19 protein-coding genes are annotated in these 20,710 nt (G+C 39.4%); all 19 read right to left on the reverse strand.

Going from position 1 to position 20,710, the window contains the following annotated elements; genetic code table 11:
• Window positions 1–341 precede the first annotated feature (341 nt).
• Window positions 342–2,462, reverse strand: a complete 2,121-nt coding sequence (gene ppk1 / locus EO119_RS06605) for a polyphosphate kinase 1 (RefSeq protein WP_126941101.1) — start codon at window positions 2,460–2,462, stop codon at window positions 342–344.
• A gap of 10 nt (window positions 2,463–2,472) precedes the next feature.
• On the reverse strand, window positions 2,473–4,035 hold the full coding sequence (locus tag EO119_RS06610) for a Ppx/GppA phosphatase family protein (RefSeq protein WP_126941102.1): 1,563 nt from the start codon (window positions 4,033–4,035) through the stop codon (window positions 2,473–2,475).
• Window positions 4,036–4,104: 69 nt separating this feature from the next.
• Window positions 4,105–4,872 carry a TatD family hydrolase gene (locus tag EO119_RS06615; protein WP_126941103.1) on the reverse strand — a complete coding sequence of 256 codons (768 nt, stop codon included), beginning with the start codon at window positions 4,870–4,872 and terminating at the stop codon, window positions 4,105–4,107.
• The gene (metG, locus tag EO119_RS06620; protein ID WP_062403240.1) at window positions 4,872–6,821 is read right to left on the reverse strand and encodes a methionine--tRNA ligase; all 1,950 of its coding nucleotides are present in this window, start codon (window positions 6,819–6,821) and stop codon (window positions 4,872–4,874) included. Before metG ends, EO119_RS06615 begins: the two co-directional genes overlap by 1 nt.
• Window positions 6,814–7,680: a 16S rRNA (cytidine(1402)-2'-O)-methyltransferase gene (gene rsmI, locus EO119_RS06625; RefSeq protein ID WP_126941104.1), complete on the reverse strand. Its 867-nt coding sequence runs from the start codon at window positions 7,678–7,680 to the stop codon at window positions 6,814–6,816. Before rsmI ends, metG begins: the two co-directional genes overlap by 8 nt.
• A complete protein-coding gene (locus EO119_RS06630) occupies window positions 7,673–8,392 on the reverse strand; it encodes a tRNA1(Val) (adenine(37)-N6)-methyltransferase (protein ID WP_126941105.1) in 720 nt (239 codons plus the stop codon). The genes rsmI and EO119_RS06630 overlap by 8 nt, the downstream gene beginning before the upstream one ends.
• Window positions 8,382–9,227: a stage 0 sporulation family protein gene (locus EO119_RS06635; RefSeq protein WP_009372216.1), complete on the reverse strand. Its 846-nt coding sequence runs from the start codon at window positions 9,225–9,227 to the stop codon at window positions 8,382–8,384. Before EO119_RS06635 ends, EO119_RS06630 begins: the two co-directional genes overlap by 11 nt.
• Window positions 9,227–10,270, reverse strand: a complete 1,044-nt coding sequence (locus tag EO119_RS06640) for a hypothetical protein (RefSeq protein WP_126941106.1) — start codon at window positions 10,268–10,270, stop codon at window positions 9,227–9,229. Before EO119_RS06640 ends, EO119_RS06635 begins: the two co-directional genes overlap by 1 nt.
• A 200-nt stretch (window positions 10,271–10,470) precedes the next feature.
• Window positions 10,471–11,151, reverse strand: coding sequence for a thymidylate kinase (locus EO119_RS06645; RefSeq protein WP_126941107.1), 681 nt, complete (start codon window positions 11,149–11,151; stop codon window positions 10,471–10,473).
• A 46-nt stretch (window positions 11,152–11,197) separates the two neighbouring features.
• On the reverse strand, window positions 11,198–12,694 hold the full coding sequence (locus EO119_RS06650; RefSeq protein WP_126941108.1) for an aminotransferase class I/II-fold pyridoxal phosphate-dependent enzyme: 1,497 nt from the start codon (window positions 12,692–12,694) through the stop codon (window positions 11,198–11,200).
• Window positions 12,695–12,958: 264 nt separating this feature from the next.
• A complete protein-coding gene (locus EO119_RS06655) occupies window positions 12,959–13,156 on the reverse strand; it encodes a hypothetical protein (RefSeq protein WP_009372177.1) in 198 nt (65 codons plus the stop codon).
• A 320-nt stretch (window positions 13,157–13,476) separates the two neighbouring features.
• Window positions 13,477–13,665 (reverse strand): hypothetical protein, encoded by a 189-nt coding sequence (locus EO119_RS06660; protein ID WP_009372189.1) that lies wholly within the window; start codon window positions 13,663–13,665, stop codon window positions 13,477–13,479.
• Window positions 13,666–13,923: 258 nt separating this feature from the next.
• Entirely contained in the window at window positions 13,924–14,502 is a 579-nt protein-coding gene (pth, locus tag EO119_RS06665) for an aminoacyl-tRNA hydrolase (protein WP_126941109.1), read from the reverse strand.
• A 1-nt stretch (window position 14,503) separates the two neighbouring features.
• Window positions 14,504–15,457, reverse strand: coding sequence for a ribose-phosphate pyrophosphokinase (locus EO119_RS06670; protein ID WP_009372162.1), 954 nt, complete (start codon window positions 15,455–15,457; stop codon window positions 14,504–14,506).
• 115 nt (window positions 15,458–15,572) lie between these two features.
• A complete protein-coding gene (gene glmU / locus EO119_RS06675; RefSeq protein WP_009372196.1) occupies window positions 15,573–16,946 on the reverse strand; it encodes a bifunctional UDP-N-acetylglucosamine diphosphorylase/glucosamine-1-phosphate N-acetyltransferase GlmU in 1,374 nt (457 codons plus the stop codon).
• Window positions 16,947–17,418: 472 nt separating this feature from the next.
• Window positions 17,419–18,741 (reverse strand): MFS transporter, encoded by a 1,323-nt coding sequence (locus EO119_RS06680; protein ID WP_009372184.1) that lies wholly within the window; start codon window positions 18,739–18,741, stop codon window positions 17,419–17,421.
• Between the two features lie 221 nt (window positions 18,742–18,962).
• Complete coding sequence (locus EO119_RS06685) at window positions 18,963–19,679, reverse strand: energy transducer TonB (RefSeq protein ID WP_126941110.1); 717 nt, start codon at window positions 19,677–19,679, stop codon at window positions 18,963–18,965.
• 9 nt (window positions 19,680–19,688) lie between these two features.
• A complete protein-coding gene (locus EO119_RS06690) occupies window positions 19,689–20,093 on the reverse strand; it encodes a biopolymer transporter ExbD (RefSeq protein ID WP_062403271.1) in 405 nt (134 codons plus the stop codon).
• On the reverse strand, window positions 20,083–20,697 hold the full coding sequence (locus EO119_RS06695) for a MotA/TolQ/ExbB proton channel family protein (protein WP_126941111.1): 615 nt from the start codon (window positions 20,695–20,697) through the stop codon (window positions 20,083–20,085). Before EO119_RS06695 ends, EO119_RS06690 begins: the two co-directional genes overlap by 11 nt.
• Window positions 20,698–20,710 lie beyond the last annotated feature (13 nt).

The raw sequence follows: 20,710 nt of genomic DNA on the forward strand, positions 1-20,710 counted from the left end.
GTATAGCATACAATCTATAATTAGGTTGTGTATATTACATTTTCAAAATAGCCCTGTTCTATTGATAATGCAAAATTGATATGATACGCATTTTAGTAATACTCCATTCCTAAAAATCATAATTTGTCCATAGCACATTTAAAAAAATTAGCCATAAATTTCACGAATCGTGTTATTTATAGCTAATTTCATCAATTATATCTTATTTTACTGCTATCATGGACTATTTATTCACTACATTTTCACGCATATAGACATCCTTTGAGTACCTTTCATAATCTTTTAAAACATGGTATATACTTATATCTAATATGCTGCAAAGTATTTCCAGTCCTATGCCATTACTTAGCCTGATCAGTACTGTCAAATTCTAAAATTGGCTCCCACACGCCTAATGCGGCTATACCTTCTGTCGTCTCCATATCCTTAGGATTTAGAAATGAAAGTTGGGCACATACCTTATCTTCTTTAGCAATGACCTTACGATAAGAACCATCAGCTCGCATGACATGAGCTTTTTGATTATCCGCTAAGTAAACTTCTAAAATGTGTTGTAATTCTTTCTGTAAAGCTATATCTTCTACAGGAACCATTAATTCCACTCGATCATTTAAATTCCGTGGCATCCAATCAGCACTAGAAATATAATAGGGACTCTCGCTATGATTCTTAAAATATAAAATACGATGATGTTCTAAGAATCGCCCCACAATGGATCGCACAGTAATATTGTCACTAACCTCCTCAATCCCCGGTCTAAGGGTACATATACCACGAACGATGAGATCAATTTTGACCCCCTTACAAGAAGCTTCGTATAACTTAGCAATGATTTCTTTATCTAGTAAAGAGTTCATCTTTGCAATGATATGTCCGCCCTTGCCTTGTTCTACAGCACGTATTTCTCCCTCAATCAAATCCATTAAAGACGATCGCAAAGTCAATGGAGCTACAATAAGATGCTGCCACTGCTGTGATTCTGCATATCCAGAGATGGTATTAAAGAATAGGGAACTATCATCTGCATAGGACTCTCGACAGGTCAATAAGCCGCAATCTGTATAATATTTAGCAGTCTTCCCATTATAATTGCCTGTAGCAAAATGTATATATCGGCGTAGTACATCGCCTTCTTTACGGACCACCATAGTAATTTTGGAATGCGTCTTAAGCCCTCTTAAGCCATAAATAACATGACAGCCAGCTTTTTCTAAACGCCGTGCCATGATAATATTATTTTCTTCATCAAAGCGGGCTTTAACTTCCATCAACACGGTAACTTGTTTGCCCAGTTCTGCTGCTTTCACCAACGCTGCTACGATGGGAGAATCCCCACTGACACGATACAAGGTTTGCTTGATAGCCAGTACATCAGGATCTACAGCTGCTCTAGCTACAAACTCTTCCACCACGGAAAAAGAATCAAATGGATGGTGCAAGAGTCTATCTTTTTCGCGGATATAATCAAAGATAGCTGAAGTCCCTCGCTCCGTTACGCAAGGAAGTTCTCGTCGTGTAAAAGCAGGATATCGCAAATGGTCGTAGCCAGGTAAATTACAAAACTCGCCAAAGGAGGCTACGTCTAAGATTCCTTCTGCTATATAAACGGCCTCTTTTTTTGCCTGCAATCCTTGCAAAACAAATTCCAATAACTGTGGATCGTAATGTTCACATACTTCCACACGTACCACTTCACCACGACGACGCCGTCGAAGAGATTTTTCAATCTCCCGCAGTAAATCCGTTGCTTCTTCTTCGATGTCTAAATCCGCATCACGTGTGACACGGAAGGTAGTAAAGGAATCGATATGATGACCTACGAAGAAATCTTCACAATAATAGTTGATAACATCTTCTAACATAACGAAGTGACGATGCACATCATTCGGTACTTCAATAATTCGATTCAATACAGAGGGAATTGGCAAAATAGCCATCTTCTCTTGGTCTTTATCATGAATAGGGTGAATCTTCACCACCGAGTTTAATGTTTTATTCACCAAGAATGGAAAGGGATGGCTCGCATCCACAGCTAGTGGCGTAACGACTGGAAAGATATGCGTACGAAAATATTGGTATAACCAATGTAATTCACTTTCTTTCAAATCTTTTACTTTGACAAAGTGTAACCCTTCTTTTTGTAATCGTTTTAGAATATCGTGAAAGTACATATATTGCAAGGATACTAACTTTTTTGTAGCCTCACTGATGGCTTTTAATTGTGCTTTGGCATCCATATGGGCAGCATCGTATTTAATGATTCCACTCTGCTCTTGATGACGCAGTCCAGATACGCGAATCATAAAAAATTCATCTAGGTTAGAGCTGCCAATGGTCAGAAAGCGTAGTTTTTCCATGAGTGGATTACTTCTGTCGATAGATTCTTGCAAGACTCGTTGGTTGAACTTCAGCCAAGACAATTCACGATTAAAATAATACTTTGGATTATCAAAGTCTTTCATAGTATCACTCCTAACGAACTTTCCAATGTATCACTAATTCACGTTTAAATTCTTTCTTACACTGCTTTTTTAATTTTTCGATAGCCATCTCCATCATAGAAATATGGCTTAATTCTTTCACCTCAACATGCATATCTATTTGTTTATCTGTAATATACGTTTGAAAGGAACGTATGGTACGTTCATGACTTTCTTCAAAAGCTTCTGCTAAGGCTAAGGGAAAGGACAATTTTTGTATCATCTCTCGATCCCCTTCTTTTAGTACGGAGAGATACGGAGACTGCTTAATAAATTTACTGTTTGCTCCATGGGAATAGGATGCAATAAAAGCACTGAGTAATTGTTCTCGATGAGATAATCCATAGAGATTACTATTAATAATCATATATGCACTATGTCTTGCATGGCTGTAATAGTTGATTTGTTTTCCTAAATCATGGAGCAAAGAAGCTACTTTCAAGATTAATTTTAAGCGCTCTCCTTCTGGCATTAGTTCTTTCCATTGTTTATAAATCTGTTTTGCCAGTTTCGCAATATATAAGGAATGGTCCACATCGTGAGGCGTGAAAGAACGCAGTACATTTAAAGTAGAGTGGGTCACAATATCATCTACAACGCCATTTTTTTGAAGACATGGTAGCCCATACTTCTCTGCTGAATAGTTGGCCCCATAATACTGAAAAAATAGCCCTTCCCGCAGGCCACAACCGCTGACAATCATGGATGATGCCCTTGTATACTCCATCAATTCCATAATAATGGCCATACCTGCTACAATGATATCGGCCCGTTCCGCAGATAACCCAGAAATCTTTTTCCGTTCCTCCCACGGTGTTTCTTTCACCCGATGAAACAAAACCTCCATACCCGCTTTTTTTACCTTGTAATTGTGCAATTTAGGGATGGGATAATTTTTCTCCCGTTGGTCCATTTTGGCAATATTTCGGGCTGTCCCTCCAATTCCAATAAGAGGTAATTTGGTATGTTTCAACCAACTTTCACGATGCAATACCTCTTGGATATAACGCACCATAGCTTCATATTCGGCACTTGTAAACTCATGACCCGATTTAAATTGTCCTGTCATCACAAGAGCCCCCATAGGAAGACTGACAGATTTTTTTAATTGTCGATTTTCAATTAAGCTAATTTCTATACTAGCTCCACCAAGGTCAAACACAATAAAATCATCTAATCCTATGGTATTGACAACGCCTAAAAATCCTAAGTACGCCTCTTCCTCTCCACTAATGGCACGTAAGGGAATCCCCGTTTCTGTATATACACGTCGAATAAAGCTATTACCATTGGTAGCCAATCGCACAGCCGCTGTCGCAATACCTTGAATCTCTGTAACTCCCATAGCCTTTGCCATATGCGACAAGGCTTTCAATGTTTTAATGGCCCGTTCCATAGCAGGTTTTGTCAACATTTGATGAGTCCACATACCCTCACTGAGGCGAATGGACTCCTTCTGTTGATATACCAAGCGATAACTGCCTGAATCTGTAATTTCTGAAATGACAAACCGTACTGAGTTTGATCCTAAATCTATTAATGCTACTCGTTTCATAGGTCTCCTATGTACACAGAAAGGCACTTTCCGTATATGCTACTGTGAAAGTGCCTTTCTCATTCTATATTACTCAATACCAAAACAACGCTTACCATTCTCTAAGGCAATAGCAGCTAGTTCTTCTACATCCATACCACGCAATTGAGCAATTTCTTGAGCCACAAATTGTGTTTTAGATGGATCATTGCGACGCCCTCTAAATGGAGGTGGCGTCAAATAGGGGGAATCTGTTTCGATGAGCAAACGGTCCAATGGAATGTGCTTCGCTACTTCTTTTAGATTCGTAGATTTAGGGAATACTATCGGTCCTGCAAAGGAAATATAATAGCCCATTTTAATAAATTCTTTTGCCATTTCTAAACTGGTAGAAAAACAATGGAAAACACCATAATTGCCTTTCCCATGTTCCAATAGCATATCTCGAATGGCACCATGTGCATCACGATCATGAATAATAATTGGTAAATCCACTTCTCTCGCAATGGCTAATTGGCGTTTGAAAGACTCTGCTTGCACATCTCTATCAGAAAAATCATAGTAATAGTCTAAACCGATTTCGCCAATGGCTTTTACTTTAGGATGGGACGCCATTTGTTTAAACCATGCATAGTCTTCTTCTGTGGCATCTTTAGATTCATGTGGATGCACACCTACCGCTGCATAGACACGGTCATACTGTTCAGCCAAAGCAATGGCAGACTCTGCTGTTTGACGATCCACTGCAGGGCACATAATATATTCTACGCCTTGGTCAAAACAGTCTCGAATCATCTGGTCTCGATCATTATCAAATCGTTCATCATTGATATGCGCATGTGTATCAAACAATCGCATTATCTCACCACACTTCCTGGAGTTAAGGATTCAATATTCGTTACTTCTAATTGATCCTCTTCATTAGAAGCGGATAAAATCATACCTTCTGACATATGGCCCATGATTTTTTTCGGTGCTAAGTTTGCCAAATAAATCACTTTTTTACCAATTAAGTCTTCTGGTTTGTAGAATTGAGAGATACCACTCACTACGGTGCGTGTTTCAATACCTAAATCCAAGGTAAACAACAACAATTTTTTAGATTTTTTTACAGCTTCGCAAGTCAATACTTTCGCTACCCGTAAATCTAATTTTGCAAAATCATCGTATTCGATGGCCTCTTTAATCGGTGGAATATTGCTAGTATCTACCACTTCCTCAGTGGATTCTTCTGCAGTTCCTGGAACTACTTCTACCATTTCAGGAATTTCAAAACGTGGGTAGATTGGATCTCCTTTTACTACTTTTGTACCTGTTGGAAGTGCACCAAATGTGCGCACATCATCTAGCATAGCTTGTGCAAACCCTTGTAAACCAAGTTGTTCCCAAATTTTAGGAGCCCCTGTTGGAATCACTGGATCCACTAAGACAGCGATAATACGCAAGGATTCTGCCAAATGATACATGACAGCTTCTAAGCGCTCTGCATCGCCTTCGTTAGCCCCTTTTGCGAGTACCCAAGGCATCGTTTCATCAATATATTTATTCGTACGACCAATGAAAGCCCACACAGCTTTAAAGGCTTTGTTGTACTGCATATCTTCCATCAATTGTTCGTAGTCTTTTACTGTTTGCTCAGCTAGAGCAATTAAATCCTTGTCAACATCTTCTGTTGGCGCATGTTTTGTAATAATACCACCATGATATTTTTCAATCATCGCTACGGTACGATTCAACAAGTTGCCTAGGTCATTGGACAAGTCTGCATTGATTTTTGTAATAAAGTTAGGCAAGCTGAAATTACCATCATTGCCTAAATGCACCTCATTTACCAAGAAGTAGCGCAACGCATCAGAACCGTAAGTATCAATCAATGGAATTGGATCAATTACATTACCCAAGGATTTACTCATTTTTGTACCATCTACTACAAGCCAGCCGTGACCATATACTTTTTTCGGCAATGGCAAGCCAAGACTCATGAGCATAATTGGCCAAATGATGGTATGGAAACGAACAATTTCTTTCCCTACTAAATGCAAATCTGCGGGCCAGTACGTTTCAAATAAATCACTGTTTTCATCCAATGGGTTTAAAGCAGAAATATAGTTAATCAACGCATCAAACCATACGTACATAACATGTTTTTCATCAAATGGTACTGGAATGCCCCAGTTAAAGCTAGTACGAGATACTGCCAAATCTTCTAGGCCTTGTTTCACGAATTGAATCATCTCATTACGACGAGATTCTGGTTGAATAAAATCAGGATTCTCTTCTATAAATTTGAACCATTGATCAGCGTATTTATTCATGCGGAAGAAATAACTCTCTTCTTGTACTACTTCTAATGGACGACCGCAATCAGGACATGTTTTTTCTGGACCTAATTTAGATTCTGGCCAGAATGTTTCGCATGGTACGCAGTATAAACCTTCGTATGAAGATTTGTAAATATCTCCATTATCGAATGCTTTTTGGAATAAATGTTGGCAATATTTGATATGTCTTTCATCTGTAGTTCTAATAAAATCATCATGAGAAATATTCAATTTTTCCCACAAATGTTTAAATCCATCAACAATTTGCGTCGTGTACTCTAAAGGAGTAATGCCCATCGATTCCGCCATACGTTGGATTTTTTGTCCATGCTCATCAGACCCCGTTAAGAAACGCACATCATAGCCAGCTCTGCGTTTGAAACGAGCAATTGTATCAGCAATGGACGTACAGTATGTATGCCCAATATGTAATTTCGCACTTGGATAATAGATTGGTGTCGTAATATAATACGGCTTCTTAGTCATCTGTTCTCTCCTTACTATACCATTCAATTTCATTATATATATCGCGCCGTGAAAGGCTACGCTCTTTTGCAATTTGACGGGCTGCCTCTTTTTTTGGCACCCCTTCTTCGATTAAGGCTAAGGCTGCCTCTAGTGGTGAAAGCACTACTTCCTCCACCTTCGTTTCATCTGTCACAGTCTCCTTGCCACCCACCAAGAGGACAAATTCCCCTTTTTCTACGATTTGACCGAAATCATTTCGTAACGCTAGCAAGGTAGTTCGTGTAAAAGTTTCAAACTTTTTCGTCAGTTCACGACCTACTGTGATAGGGCGATTCCCCAGCCCTTCATATAAGTTTTGGATAGTTTCTTCTATACGATGGGGAGCTTCATAGAAAATCAGCGTTCCTTCGTAGGTAGCAATCCGTGATAACACCTCTTTTACATTCTGCTTTCGTTTCGGCAGAAACCCTATGAAGTGAAATTCCTTCGTGTTTTGCCCCGATGCGATAAGCCCCGTTAAACCTGCATTCGCACCTGGTAAAGGAACAATGGGTATCCCCACCTCGATAGCCTCTTTCACCAAATCTTCACCCGGATCAGAAATAGCAGGCATCCCCGCATCACTGACTAAACCGATGGATTGACCATCCAATAAACGCTGGATGAGGTCAGCCCCCTTCTCCGCTTTATTGTGTTCATGATAGGAAATCATAGGCTTAGCAATATTAAAATGTTGTAATAATACCCCTGTATGACGCGTATCTTCCGCTGCTACCACATCTACTTCTTGTAATGTACGCACAGCCCGATAGGTCATATCTTCTAAGTTCCCAATGGGTGTGGGAATTAAAAATAATGTCCCTTTATGACTACTCATAATATGCTTGTACCTCATCTGAATAGGAACCATCCACTGCGTAAATATATAAAGGTGGTTCCACCATCATACCTAGTTTTCCACCATATTTTAATTCTAATAATACTAACTTGCTCACTTTATCTTGGTTACCATGAACAAAGCGCATTCGTTTTACCCTAAATTGAGTCTGTTCTATAGCACTCAGTAAGGATTCTAACCGTGGGGTTGTATAAATCATCCACAGTGTGCCGCCAAATTTTAAATACCGTTGAGCTTGTAACAATCTATCTTTCATAGAGTGTTGTTGTTCATGTAAGGCTAATGCTATACTTTCTTCTTGTGATAGAAGTCCACTATTCGATTCAAAATAGGGCGGATTCATGTAGATACCATCAAACTGACCATAATACGGTTTGCCAGCATCGGTCATGTAATCTAGGTCCACCATAGATACAGCATCTGCAATATCATTATGAATCACACTTTTCTGAGCTAACTCAATCACAGAGGAATTACAATCTACCCCCACCACATGACGAGCTCCACGATGGTACAATACATGGGGAATCACTCCTGTGCCTGTACCTAATTCTAAATAGTTCTTATTGGATTTTGCCTCTCCAAAATGAGCGAGCAAAATAGCATCAATAGAAAACTTAAACTCTTTTTCGTCTTGAAACAACTGAAACCCACTTAGTAATAATTCTGTGATTGTAATATTACTCTTCATCCGGCAATGCCACTTCCGACCAATGTAAGTCGATAGTTCGTCCCGCTTCTAATTGTACTTTTACTGTCTTTTTCATAGTATTGATTTTTAAAACTTTTCCTAACCCTTCATCGGTGACTACTTCTTTACCGATACCAGGTGGCTCTGCTACAGGAGCTGGTTGTTTTACTTTTTGCGAATACAAGTCTCCTCCTTTTAGGTAGGAGTCATTTTCATAGTTCAAACAACACATCAAGCGACCACAAATGCCAGAAATTTTTGTTGGATTTAAGCTCAAATTTTGATCTTTCGCCATACGAATAGATACAGACGCAAAATCGCCTAAGAAATTAGCACAACATAATGGACGTCCACAAGCACCAATTCCATTTAATACTTTTGCTTCATCGCGCACACCAACCTGTCGCAATTCAATGCGCGTACGGAATACATTGGCCAAATCTTTTACTAATTCTCGGAAGTCAATTCGACCTTCTGCAGTAAAGAAAAATACAATTTTATTCATATCAAATGTGTATTCCACATTGATTAATTTCATAGGCAATCCACGATAAGCGATTTTTTCTAGTCCAATCTCAAAAGCTTTTTCTTCTCGCTCTCTATTTTTCTCCACTTGTTTAAAATCTTTTGGCGTGGCTTTACGCGTCACTTCTTTCAGCGGTTGCACCACGCTATCTTTCGATACTTTCCGTGGCCCAATTACGACTTCCCCAAATTCCAAACCACGAGAGGTTTCTACTATGACACCATCTCCTGTCGTAAGGGTTACAAACCCTGGGCTAAAGTAGTAGATTTTGCCAGCTTTTTTAAAGCGTACTCCTACTATAGTAACCACTATATATCCTCCTTCACAGCCTCCCTTAAGGCTAATATAACTCCATCTATAACAAGGCCTAAGCGCACATTAAGGCGCAACGCCTGTTCTGCTTCTAATGTAATGGGCACAATTCGTTGCAAAGATTTTGATGACCATCGTGGTAAAATCATTTGCATGCGGAATTGATACTCACTTAGTATCATCTTTTCACTCACTGTACCATATCGCAAGGCTAACATGTCTCTTGCTAACACACGTAACCAGCTCAATATATCGAGTACTACTTCTTTTGAAAGTCCCTCAAAGGATAGAGCTAAGGTAGTAAAGAAATGACTTCTTTCTACTACGCATTCTAGTACTTCCATAGCCTTTTCTAAACTTTTAATACCACCAGCCTGCGCCCACTGACGAGCTAATGTTGGATTTCCACGAGCACTTCGCACAGCACGCCGAATATCTCCTGTATACCCTTCTTTATTTAAGGATTGCACCAATTCCTCTTCTGGCACTGGTTGCATACCAATGAGCATACATCGTGACACGATGGTGGGTAGTACATTGTCAATATTGGTAGTGACAATGATAAAATGCATATTCCGTGGTGGTTCTTCAATCGTTTTTAGCATCGCATTCGCTAAAACAGTATTGGCTGTCTGAAAACCTTCTACGATAACCACCCGCGGTGTATCACTAGATACATTGATATACTTCTCTAATAAGGTATACCATTGTTCTACACTGAGCTGTGTTTTCATAGGGCGAATCCAAAAGGCTTGACCTTGATCAATATAGATTGGCAATCCTTTATCTTTGACTGCGCTCTCACTTTCACCAGACTCAATGCGTTGTTGCTCTATAGTGGATAAAAAAGTTCGTCCTTCATCAGGAGAAAAAATCTGACGTCCCACTAATAGGGACCCAATGGCGATGGCCATGGATGTCGATTCTAAACCTGCTTCTCCGTAGAGCAGTAAGCTATGGGGCAAAGCAGAATCTCGGATTAATGTACTAATTTGTTCTTTCACTTGATGTTGACCAAGTACAGTTTCAAAAAATGACATACATCCTCCTTTACCTCATAAGACTACCCTTTATTATAGCATGTTATGGCAATAAATACACGAATAAAAGAAGAAACACCCCATGGTTTCGGCAAAATATTTGCACTCCATGTGGTGTTTCTATCATATCCTTTTTTGAACATGTATCATACCATAACAGACTATCCATGATACTATAAGCACATTCCATTAGCTAGGGACTAGCCTTTACATATATATTGTTTTGCAATACCATACACTTCCTCATGAATGTCATCAATAGTGCGTAACTGATTGCTTTCATTCTCGCAGTGCACACGGTGCCAATCATAGGCATTCACCAACATATCATAAGCATCATGAACCGCCGTCAAATGAGAGGCGTCCTGTTCATGTATATCACCCGTATTGCCACCGGTTTTGCCTGTGCGTTCTGCTAACAACGCTTTGGACAAAGATAGGGGCATATCTAATAGAATCACTGCATCAGGTCTTGGTAACCCATATAAATCGTACTCTAATTGATCAAGCCATTGTAAAAACGTATTTCGTTCTTTTTTATCAGTGTACTTTATCATTTGATGCACCATATTCGATGTAGTATACCGATCGGCAATAATGATGCCACCTTCTTCGTAAAAGCGTTGCCAATCTTGGCGATAAGACGCAAATCGGTCTATGGCATAGAGCGTACTAGCCACATAGGCATTCACTGAGTTCGCCTCTTTTCCAAAGTCTCCTCGCAAGTACATTTTAATTGGTTCTGCTGCTGGACTATCGTAATTAGGAAAACTTACAGACCGTACTGGGTATCCTTCTGCTTTTAGTCGTTCCAATAATTTTGCCGTCTGCGTGGCCTTACCACTGCCATCGCCGCCTTCAATAATAATTAATTGTCCCATATGTATCTCCTTATGATATCGCAATTCTTCTCGTATACTCTATCAATCAATACCGTACCTCTATCTCTCTATCTTTACACACGAGGATTGTCTGCAACTGGCGATCCCTAGCACCATTCGGCACATACCCATCACATTGTTTCTGTTTCATATATGCCAATACTTCTTCCGTTATAGTCTCACCTACACCTAGACAAGGAATTCCCGGTGGATAATACGTTATAGTTTCCCCACTAATTCGCCCTAGGGCTTGTGGTAAAGGGATTTCTTCCATCTCTGTATAAAATGCTTGCCGCGGTGAAAGTACCACGATTGGTGTAGGTAATGTTTCTACTGTACTTGCATAAGAATCAATAGAGTTAGTAATACTCTCAATCCTATGTCTATATAGATTCGAAATATCTTGCACTGCATCTATGACCTGTTGTATAGATGTATCCGTATCACCTATGGTAATCAATAACAAGACATGGTAGGCTTTCATGAGTTCCACTTCAATATGACGGGCTCGCAACTCTCGTTCTAACTCTTGTGCTGTCAGTCCAAGATTCTTTGCATCGATAATAATCTTAGTTTCATCTAAACTGAAAGCACCTTCTATATCCTCAACACTAGGAGAAGCAATGCCAGGAATCTCATTCAGAGCCCTTCGCAAAGTACAAGCTAACTCCAATGTATCTTTCATGAGAGATTGTCCCTCTGTAACCCATTGATGGCGCGCCATATCCAAAGATGCTAAGAAAATATAATTCGGACTAGTGCTCATCAAGATTTGTTGTAATCGTTGAATACGGTCTACATCAATACGAGACCCTTGGCCATGGAGCATCGAGGTCTGTGTTAAGGAGCCTAATAACTTATGTGTACTTTGAGCGACTAAGTCTGCTCCACTCGCTAAAGCTGGCACTGGCATTCCTAAAGATGATACAAGATGTGGTCCATGAGCTTCATCCACTAACACTAGCATATGTCTTTCATGAGCTACCTCTGCAATTCGTTTTATATCTATACCCACGCCATAATAATTAGGATGTACTAGCAATATAGCCTTTGCCTCTGGGTGTGCATCCATCGTAGCGATGGCCTCCTCCGCTGTGACCCCTACTGGTATGCCCCAGCGCGGATGAAAGCGCCCTTTCATATAGATAGGTTTAGCTCCACTTAATACTAAGCTGTTATGAACAGAACAGTGAGCCTCTCTAGGAATGATGATGGATTCTCCTTCTTTCACTGCACTCATAATCATCATTTGAATCGCACCAGATGTTCCATTAATAGAAAACCATGTATGATCGGCTCCAAAGGCCTGTGCTGCCAGTTGTTGTGCTTCTAGCAATTCACGCTCTGGCTCATGATAATCATCGATAGCATACATTAGGCCTAAATCATAGGGTAAGGCCTTTCCCATCCACTCTGTGAGTAATGCAGGAGCTCCCTTACCAATCTTGTGACCAGGCGTATGAAAAGGCACCATATGTTGTTTTTTATATTGTTCTAAAGACTCCACAAAAGGAAGTCGATTTTGATTTAACCTTTGTTTCATATATTTACTGTTGATTCTTTTACAAAATTATTAAATTTATAGATCTACATACTCTATTTAGTATTCTACCTTACTCTGTACATCGATTCAAGGTATTCTATCACCATCTAATTGTAGATTTCCACCATATTACATATGGATATTATACACTGCATGATTATAAAGTTTATATGTAATATACTTTATATATACTATCTTCTAGCTTTTTAAGAAACAAAAAACTGTTACAATTTGTAATTTCTTACAAACTGTAACAGTTTTTGATTATTTACTATATTCCGCAACGTATTGGGAACCTGCTTGCACATAGTGTTCCATTGTATTTGCCACTTGGTGTAAATCTTGACTAGTCAAAGCATTGATGTCTTGACCGCCCGTTGCACTATTGATAATTTGTGAAATTTCGTAACCACTATATCCTAGCACAGACAAGCGGTTGGATAAACTTTTAATTAAGCTCATTGCTAACCTCCATTTGTGTAGTAATTATTTGAATTCATTTCCAAAATTGGATCCTTCCGTGGTCGGGTTTAACCACCATAGCTAATAGTCCGTCATAAGAATGTTTACAATAAGCATCCATTTGCATACATATCTTAACTAGCATCAGCCTATATTGCTATGTTAGGTAATATTATAACGATTTTTTTCGATATTGTCAAGCTTATTCTATAGAATAAAATATATTAAAAAAATCGACCCCCAAAAGGGGCCGATTTTCCATACTAACTTGTAATCAAAAGCGTTTACGCTAATTAAAACCGATAGTATTGAACATACAATTATTTTCTACTTTTAGATGCCAATGTAGCCAACATTGCTTCTTCAGTACGACGTCGTACTGCGTCCACTAATGGTTTAACTTCTAAAAATTCAGCATCAGTCAAACGAAATGTACGTCCTTTACGTTCAAATAAGGATTTTTTGCGACCTGCACCAGCCCGCTTGCCGCCCCAATTATTACCTTTCATGATAATGCCTCCCTCACAATAAGTAAAAATAAAGACGATTCACATTAAATACTAATTATACTGCTCTAGATTTAGTATATACTTTTATTTTCATAATTTCAAGATGAAAAAACATATATAGTGAATTTATTTGATTGAATTCCTTCATCAATTCAAAAGTCATGCAAGGATTAATCAAAATCACTTTCATATACACAGTATATGCAAAAGAAAAGCCAAAATAGAGCAAGTGCTCTATTTTGGTTGTTTCTGATTTTTTTAACGAGCCCGTCCTTTTTTAGGATTATATAGATTCATTCCTTTATCGATACCTACTTCTACACAACCAAGAACAGCTTTCATCATAGCCTTAACACCCTTCTTTACTGTATCCTGTTGTTCTTCTGGGAATCGTGATAATACATGATCTACCACGGTCCACTCCGGCAAAGGTCGACCAATACCAAAACGAAAATGTGGAAAACCATCCGTTCCTAAATGACTAATCATAGACTTGATCCCATTGTGTCCACCTGCACTTCCATTTGGTCGAATTCTAAGCTTCCCAACTGGTAAGTCCATATCATCATATATGACATAAACATCCTCAGGTGTAAGCTTATAATATCGCATTAAAGGACCTACAGACTCACCACTAAGGTTCATAAATGTTTGCGGTTTTACCAACAATACTTTTTCGCCCGCTATCGTGCATGAACAGAGTTCCGCTTTATAATCTTCTCTCCATGGTGTATGACTCACGCCATCAGCAATAGCATCCACTACCATGAATCCGATATTATGACGAGTTCCCTCATAGTCCCTACCTGGATTTCCAAGTCCAACTATTAACTTCATCTTATTTATCAAACAAAGAGCTTACAGACTCTTCTCGGAAAATACGTAAAATCGCATCTCCCAATAAAGGAGCTACGGACAGTACTGTAATATTAGGTAATCGACGTTCTTCTGGAATATCAATTGTATTTGTTACAATTAACTCTTTAATGTTGGAGTTAGCAATACGTTCGCAAGCTGGATCTGTTAATACTGCATGTGTCACACAAGCGGTTACAGATTTAGCGCCAAATTCTTGTAATGCTTTCGCCCCTTCTACAAGCGATCCTGCTGTATCTACAATATCGTCAATAATGATACAGTTTTTACCTTGTACATCACCAATTAAGTTCATTACTTTCGCAACACCTGGTTGTGGACGTTTTTTCTCGATAATTGCAATTGGTGCACCAATACGGTCCGCTAAATCGCGGGCACGCGTTACACCACCAAGGTCTGGAGATACAACGATGACATCTTCCATTTTCTTTTCATTAATATAGTTTGCAATAATGGAAGCCCCCATTAAATGGTCTACTGGCACATCAAAGAACCCTTGAATTTGACCTGCATGAAGATCTACAGTTACAAGGCGAGTAACACCAGCAGTTTGTAATAAGTCTGCCATTAATTTTGCTGTAATTGGTTCTCTACCACGAGTTTTTCTATCTTGGCGAGCATATCCATAATATGGTACAACGGCTGTGATATGACGCGCGGATGCACGTTTCAAAGCATCTGCCATGATGAACAACTCAACTACATTATCATTCACTGGATAGCTAGTTGGTTGTACGATAAATACGTCTTTACCACGTACACTTTCATCAATCATGACTTGTACTTCACCATTATTGAAGCGACCTACAAAGGCTTCTCCTATTGGAAGGTCCAAATAATCACAAATTTCTTTGGCTAATGCTGGATTTGCATTACCTGTAAAAATTTTGAGTCGTTTACCATCTTCTAATGTCATGTCATTACTCCTCTAAAACAATTGACTTACAATTTGATGCACAAAGGCTCTATGTATATTGTACTTCATTTTCTCAATTTTGTGTAAACTATTTTATCATTTTTTTTACACATTGTTATTTCTTGAAAGTATCATCTGTTACCCAGTTCTCTTTGACCACTTGGCGAGCCCGTCCGAATGCTAATCCACGGTTTGGCACATTCTTCGTTATAGTGGAACCTGCAGCCACATAACTTTCACTACCAATCGTTACAGGCGCTACTAAATTAGAGTTACAACCCACAAATACGCCATCCTCAATGATAGTTCGATGTTTCTTTTTACCATCGTAGTTCACCGTGATAGTTCCGCAACCAATATTCACCTTCGATCCTACATCACTATCACCGATGTAAGATAAGTGAGGAAGTTTGGTACCTACCCCTACCACGCTATTTTTCACTTCTACAAAGTTACCAATTTTCACTTTGTCAGACAACACTGTATCTGGACGCAAATGAACAAATGGACCAATCACCGTATCGTTCTTGATTTCGCAATCATGTGCATAGGAATCATGGATATGGTTATTATCTCCTACTGTTACGTTGGACAAGCGTGTATTTGGCCCCAATATATTATTCGTTCCTACCACCGTATTGCCTTCTAGCGTTGTATTCGGATAAATAATGGTATCTGGTCCAACCACCACTTCTGGAGCAATATATGTACTATGAGGGTCCACTAGAGTCACGCCAGCTTCCATGAGCGCTAAGTTGGTGCGATTGCGCAAAATTAACTCTGCTTGTGCCAACTGCAAACGGCTGTTTACCCCTAAGGACTCATCACTATCCATAGTCATATATGCACTTACCGTTTTGCCAGCTCGTACAAGGATGCTCACCACGTCTGTAATGTATAGCTCACCTTGTGCATTGTCATCTGAAAGTTGCTCTAAACAAGGCCATAATTCTTTAGAGTCAAAAATGTACATGCCTGTGTTTACTTCGTGCACTTTTAATTCATCTAGTTTGCCATCTTTTTCTTCTACGATGCGTTCTACAGACTTAGCATCATTACGAATGATACGGCCATACCCATATGGGTTGTCCATGTAGGCTGTTAATACTGTGGCTGCCGCCCCTGTTTCTTTGTGGTGCGCCAACAATTGTTCCAATGTTTCTTGCGTTACCAATGGTGTATCACCGCACAACAACAAGATGAGACCATCATGGTTGCCCAATACAGATTCTGCTTGTTGTACCGCATGACCTGTGCCTTTTTGCTCTAATTGTGTGACGTATTCCGCACGGTCACCTAAGTAGGCTTTCACATCATCGCCACCAAAACCAACGATAACCACATTGCGCTTCGCCCCTATAGATTGAGCCGCTTCTAATACACGTTCCACCATAGCTTTACCAGCTACTTTGTGCAATACCTTTGGAAGTTTAGATTTCATACGCGTCCCTTTACCGGCCGCTAAAATCAAACCAACTAATTCACTCATATGCATCCACCTTTATTGTTATTGAATAATAATCATATATAAATTAGCATACCATATTGTGGGAGATTTTTCGACACTAAATATAACTTTATTTTCAGTACACTCCATAAGTTCCTGTCATAGTTTTATGGATTCTATACCAAATTTTCTTCAATTTTGTTTATTTTATGTCATGAAGTACATATTTTTCATAACAATAATAGTTTTATGTCATGGACTCCAAATTCTTAATCAAAATAATGATTTTATGTCATGGGATGCAAACTTTTACTACCGTTTCTACCACAGCATGTTTTTTTATTCTCCTATCATCGATGATATAAATCTGTATACTTTCATACTGTGCACACTCAAATTTCAATACAACTACCATACATGCAATAAAGGAAAGCCTACTTTTAGGCTTTCCTTCGTAACTTTCACTAGCATATTCTACTAATGTCTATTCTTTTATTAGCATTGAAATATCTGTTTATGCTTTATCAGCAGCCGCATAGATTTTTTGTACTCCTCTATTAGATAAGTAGCAAGAGAACATACAAAGGACTACACCCACTAGCAATGTGTAGAAACCCATGTCCCAGCCCCAATGGTCTACAACGAAACCAAAGAGTGTTGTTCCTAAGGAACTACCCACAAGGTAACTCATAAAACCACGCAAGCCCACGGCAGATCCTAAGGCAAAGGTTGGAATGACTTCCATTGCCTGTACTGGAATCATAGATTGTGGAATGTAAATCAAGCAGCCTGTAATACAAGCAAATACAGTGGCCCACAAAATACTATCAGAGTTCATATACCCAATCACACAAGCAAAGATTACCACTAAGCAATAGATTGGTAATTGCATAATGCGACCTTTGAAGTATTTATCTACTAAGTAGCCTGCCAAGATAGTAGATGGAATAGCAGCCCATTCAAACAACATGTACGCTACACTCATCTCTGTTTTCGTAAAACCTTTTACTTTCAGTAAGTATAAAGGAATCCAAGTAATCATGCCAAAGCGTACCATGTATACGAATACGTCGATTAATACCAAATACCAAGAGTTTGGATTTTTAAATACAAAGTTGTAGAATACTTGGAATGCATTCATATTCTCTGGTTTGTCCGCTGCCATTTTAGCAGATTTTTGTCCTGCCGCTTCCTCTTGGAATACTTCCTCTACAGTTGGCAATCCTTCTTCGGTTGGTCGCTTACGAACAAAATACAAGACTAATAGCACACAAATAGCGGCCAAGATAGCTGGTACTGCAAATGTACCGATTCGCCAATGCTCTGTTCCTAAATAGCCAATCGCTACACCCACGATAGGTGCTACAATGCCTCCGCCTAAATTGTGGGACATATTCCAAATCGTACTAGCACGACCCCGCTGAGATCTAGGAAACCAATAGCCTACCGTAATAATTGAAGGTCCAACACCCATCCCTTGGAATAAACCTAATAAAATAACGAGTCCGATAAATAAGGAATAATGTGTGGTGAATCCCATCAATACATTTAAGATGACGCATAAAGTCAAACCGATAGCCATAAAATACTTCGGATTTGCTTTATCTGCCAACACAGACATGAATCCTTTGCTAAGTCCATATGTAATCAATAGACAGCTAGATAATAAGCCTAATTGCGTTTTACTTAAATCTAGCTCACCAGATAAATACGGCAACGCTAAATTGAAATTACTACGCACTAAGTAATAGGCTGCATATCCAATCCATACACCAATCAAAGAATTCATTTGCAAGCGTAAAAAACGACTTTTTACCTCTTGACTAACAACTTCCATACTAACGCCTCCTTTACATTGTATATCATGGCATAGTATATACCTTTTTCAATTGATAGGCTAGTAGTTTATTTCTAAAAGAGCCTCACCTTTTCTTACGAAAACCTATATACCTTTCTGTTAGGAACACAAAACGCCATACAATTCTAACTACACGTAGTCAGAAGCATATGGCGCTATGTACCGCATCTATGCCAATGCATGAATGCATCTATTTAAGTTTATAATGCAAACCGATAGGTTCTCGTTGCATAGGCTCGAACTGGTCGTCCGTTTCTAGTGGCTGGTACGAAAGTCCACTGATATGCTACTTGCATAACGGCTCTTTCAAATTCAGGTTGTCCGCTGCCGCCGATAATATCTACGGAGCTAACCGATCCATCTTTTTCTACCACTAATTGAACAACTACAGTGCCTGTTTTACCTTGGCGGAGCATTTTAGGAGGGTACGGTGCTTCTACATCACTGACCAAAGATAAACTACCAGCATCAACAATCACCCCATCATCGTTGCCATCTACCCCGTTACCCTCTCCAGTGCTTTCACCGTCGCCAGTTCCGTTACCATCACCATTTCCATCGCTAGGTTCCGTACCTTCTCCACCGCTTCCAGGATTTCCTGGAAGTGCTGAGGGTGGTGCGACAATAGATACACTCTTAGGTGGTTCCGCTTTCACTTGTTCTAAAACCGCTTCTGCATCGGCTAAATTCGTAATCGGTGGTGGAATTTCACGTTTTTCAGTATGAGGTGCTGTAATTGCTGGTCCTGCACTTGGTTGCCCTACACTACCTTTGTCCTCATGGACCAACTGCACCTCTACAATTTCATCCGATTCTGGTGTCGGTGTTTGGATATGACCCAATACGCCTAGAAGTACTACAAGACCTATATTTGTCAGTCCGGATATCACTGCGGGTATACGCCATCGTCTATCCATAGTGCCTCCTTATTTACTATCTGTCGCAATGGATACTTTCACGATACCCATTTGTTTCAATGTGTCTAAAACAGTGACAAATGCGCCATATTCAGCCTTCGCATCACCACGCAAGATAACGACCATATCATCGCCTTTCGCTTTTTCTGCTTGCAAGTAACGAATCATTTGGTCAAGCGTCACCGGTTGTGCTTCCACATAGATTTGTCCGTTACTTGTTACAGTAATTGGAATTTTACGTTGCAAGTCCACTTTCGATGCCACCGCTTGTGGTAATTGAATTGGCACAGATTTTTGTACGACCATTGTCAACATACTCATCATGAAAAATACCAATAAAAAGAAGATGATATCAATCATTGGAATAATCATGAGTTTCGGTTTAGACGTAGTCCGTAAGGATCTAAGCCGCATGGTTGTCACCTGCCAATTCCGCCATATACATAGCACTTGCATCTTCGATTTGGCTAATCAAAATATCTTGTTGTTGCACTAAGTATGTATGTAAAATCAAAGCAATAATCGCCACGATCAAGCCTGTGGCTGTAGCAATCAAGGCTTCCCCTACACCACCAGTAATGGCAAATGGTTGTCCTTCAGAAATAGATAATACGCTGAAAGAACCAATCATGCCTGTTACTGTACCCAACAAACCCAACAAAGGAGCCATTGTTACGATAGATTCGATGTAGTTTAAATATTGACGTAATTTTGCAGATTCACTAATGGCTGCTGCTTCCAACAATTTTTCTTGTTGTTCTTTATTATTGCCACCACGAGCTGCTTCTGCAATGACATGTGTTGCCATCCCTTTGCTTGTTTCTTTTAAGGCTTGTAAGCCCTTCCAATTGCTTTGTTGTACTAGAGGAATGATTGTTTCACGCAACGCATTCACATCATCTAGCATAGATCGATAAAAACGTAACCGTTCTACAAAAATAATCACAGCAATGAAAGAACAAAGTAACAATGGATACATTACATATCCACCTTTAATAAATAATTCAAATAATTCCATGTGATACCTCCTT

Source organism: Veillonella sp. CNR 79/14 (genome assembly GCF_003992185.1).
Classification (GTDB): Bacteria; Bacillota; Negativicutes; order Veillonellales; family Veillonellaceae; genus F0422.

Coding starts and splice junctions, on each gene's coding strand:
- EO119_RS06615 (WP_126941103.1), bottom strand. CDS start 4,872: ATGCGATTGTTTGATACACATGCGCATATCAATGATGAACGATTTGAT.
- EO119_RS06655 (WP_009372177.1), bottom strand. CDS start 13,156: ATGAGCTTAATTAAAAGTTTATCCAACCGCTTGTCTGTGCTAGGATAT.
- EO119_RS06610 (WP_126941102.1), bottom strand. CDS start 4,035: ATGAAACGAGTAGCATTAATAGATTTAGGATCAAACTCAGTACGGTTT.
- rsmI (WP_126941104.1), bottom strand. CDS start 7,680: ATGAGTAGTCATAAAGGGACATTATTTTTAATTCCCACACCCATTGGG.
- EO119_RS06695 (WP_126941111.1), bottom strand. CDS start 20,697: ATGGAATTATTTGAATTATTTATTAAAGGTGGATATGTAATGTATCCA.
- EO119_RS06660 (WP_009372189.1), bottom strand. CDS start 13,665: ATGAAAGGTAATAATTGGGGCGGCAAGCGGGCTGGTGCAGGTCGCAAA.
- EO119_RS06680 (WP_009372184.1), bottom strand. CDS start 18,741: ATGGAAGTTGTTAGTCAAGAGGTAAAAAGTCGTTTTTTACGCTTGCAA.
- glmU (WP_009372196.1), bottom strand. CDS start 16,946: ATGAGTGAATTAGTTGGTTTGATTTTAGCGGCCGGTAAAGGGACGCGT.
- EO119_RS06645 (WP_126941107.1), bottom strand. CDS start 11,151: ATGGGACAATTAATTATTATTGAAGGCGGCGATGGCAGTGGTAAGGCC.
- EO119_RS06630 (WP_126941105.1), bottom strand. CDS start 8,392: ATGAAGAGTAATATTACAATCACAGAATTATTACTAAGTGGGTTTCAG.
- EO119_RS06670 (WP_009372162.1), bottom strand. CDS start 15,457: ATGACATTAGAAGATGGTAAACGACTCAAAATTTTTACAGGTAATGCA.
- EO119_RS06690 (WP_062403271.1), bottom strand. CDS start 20,093: ATGCGGCTTAGATCCTTACGGACTACGTCTAAACCGAAACTCATGATT.
- ppk1 (WP_126941101.1), bottom strand. CDS start 2,462: ATGAAAGACTTTGATAATCCAAAGTATTATTTTAATCGTGAATTGTCT.
- EO119_RS06685 (WP_126941110.1), bottom strand. CDS start 19,679: ATGGATAGACGATGGCGTATACCCGCAGTGATATCCGGACTGACAAAT.
- EO119_RS06640 (WP_126941106.1), bottom strand. CDS start 10,270: ATGTCATTTTTTGAAACTGTACTTGGTCAACATCAAGTGAAAGAACAA.
- EO119_RS06650 (WP_126941108.1), bottom strand. CDS start 12,694: ATGAAACAAAGGTTAAATCAAAATCGACTTCCTTTTGTGGAGTCTTTA.
- pth (WP_126941109.1), bottom strand. CDS start 14,502: ATGAAGTTAATAGTTGGACTTGGAAATCCAGGTAGGGACTATGAGGGA.
- metG (WP_062403240.1), bottom strand. CDS start 6,821: ATGACTAAGAAGCCGTATTATATTACGACACCAATCTATTATCCAAGT.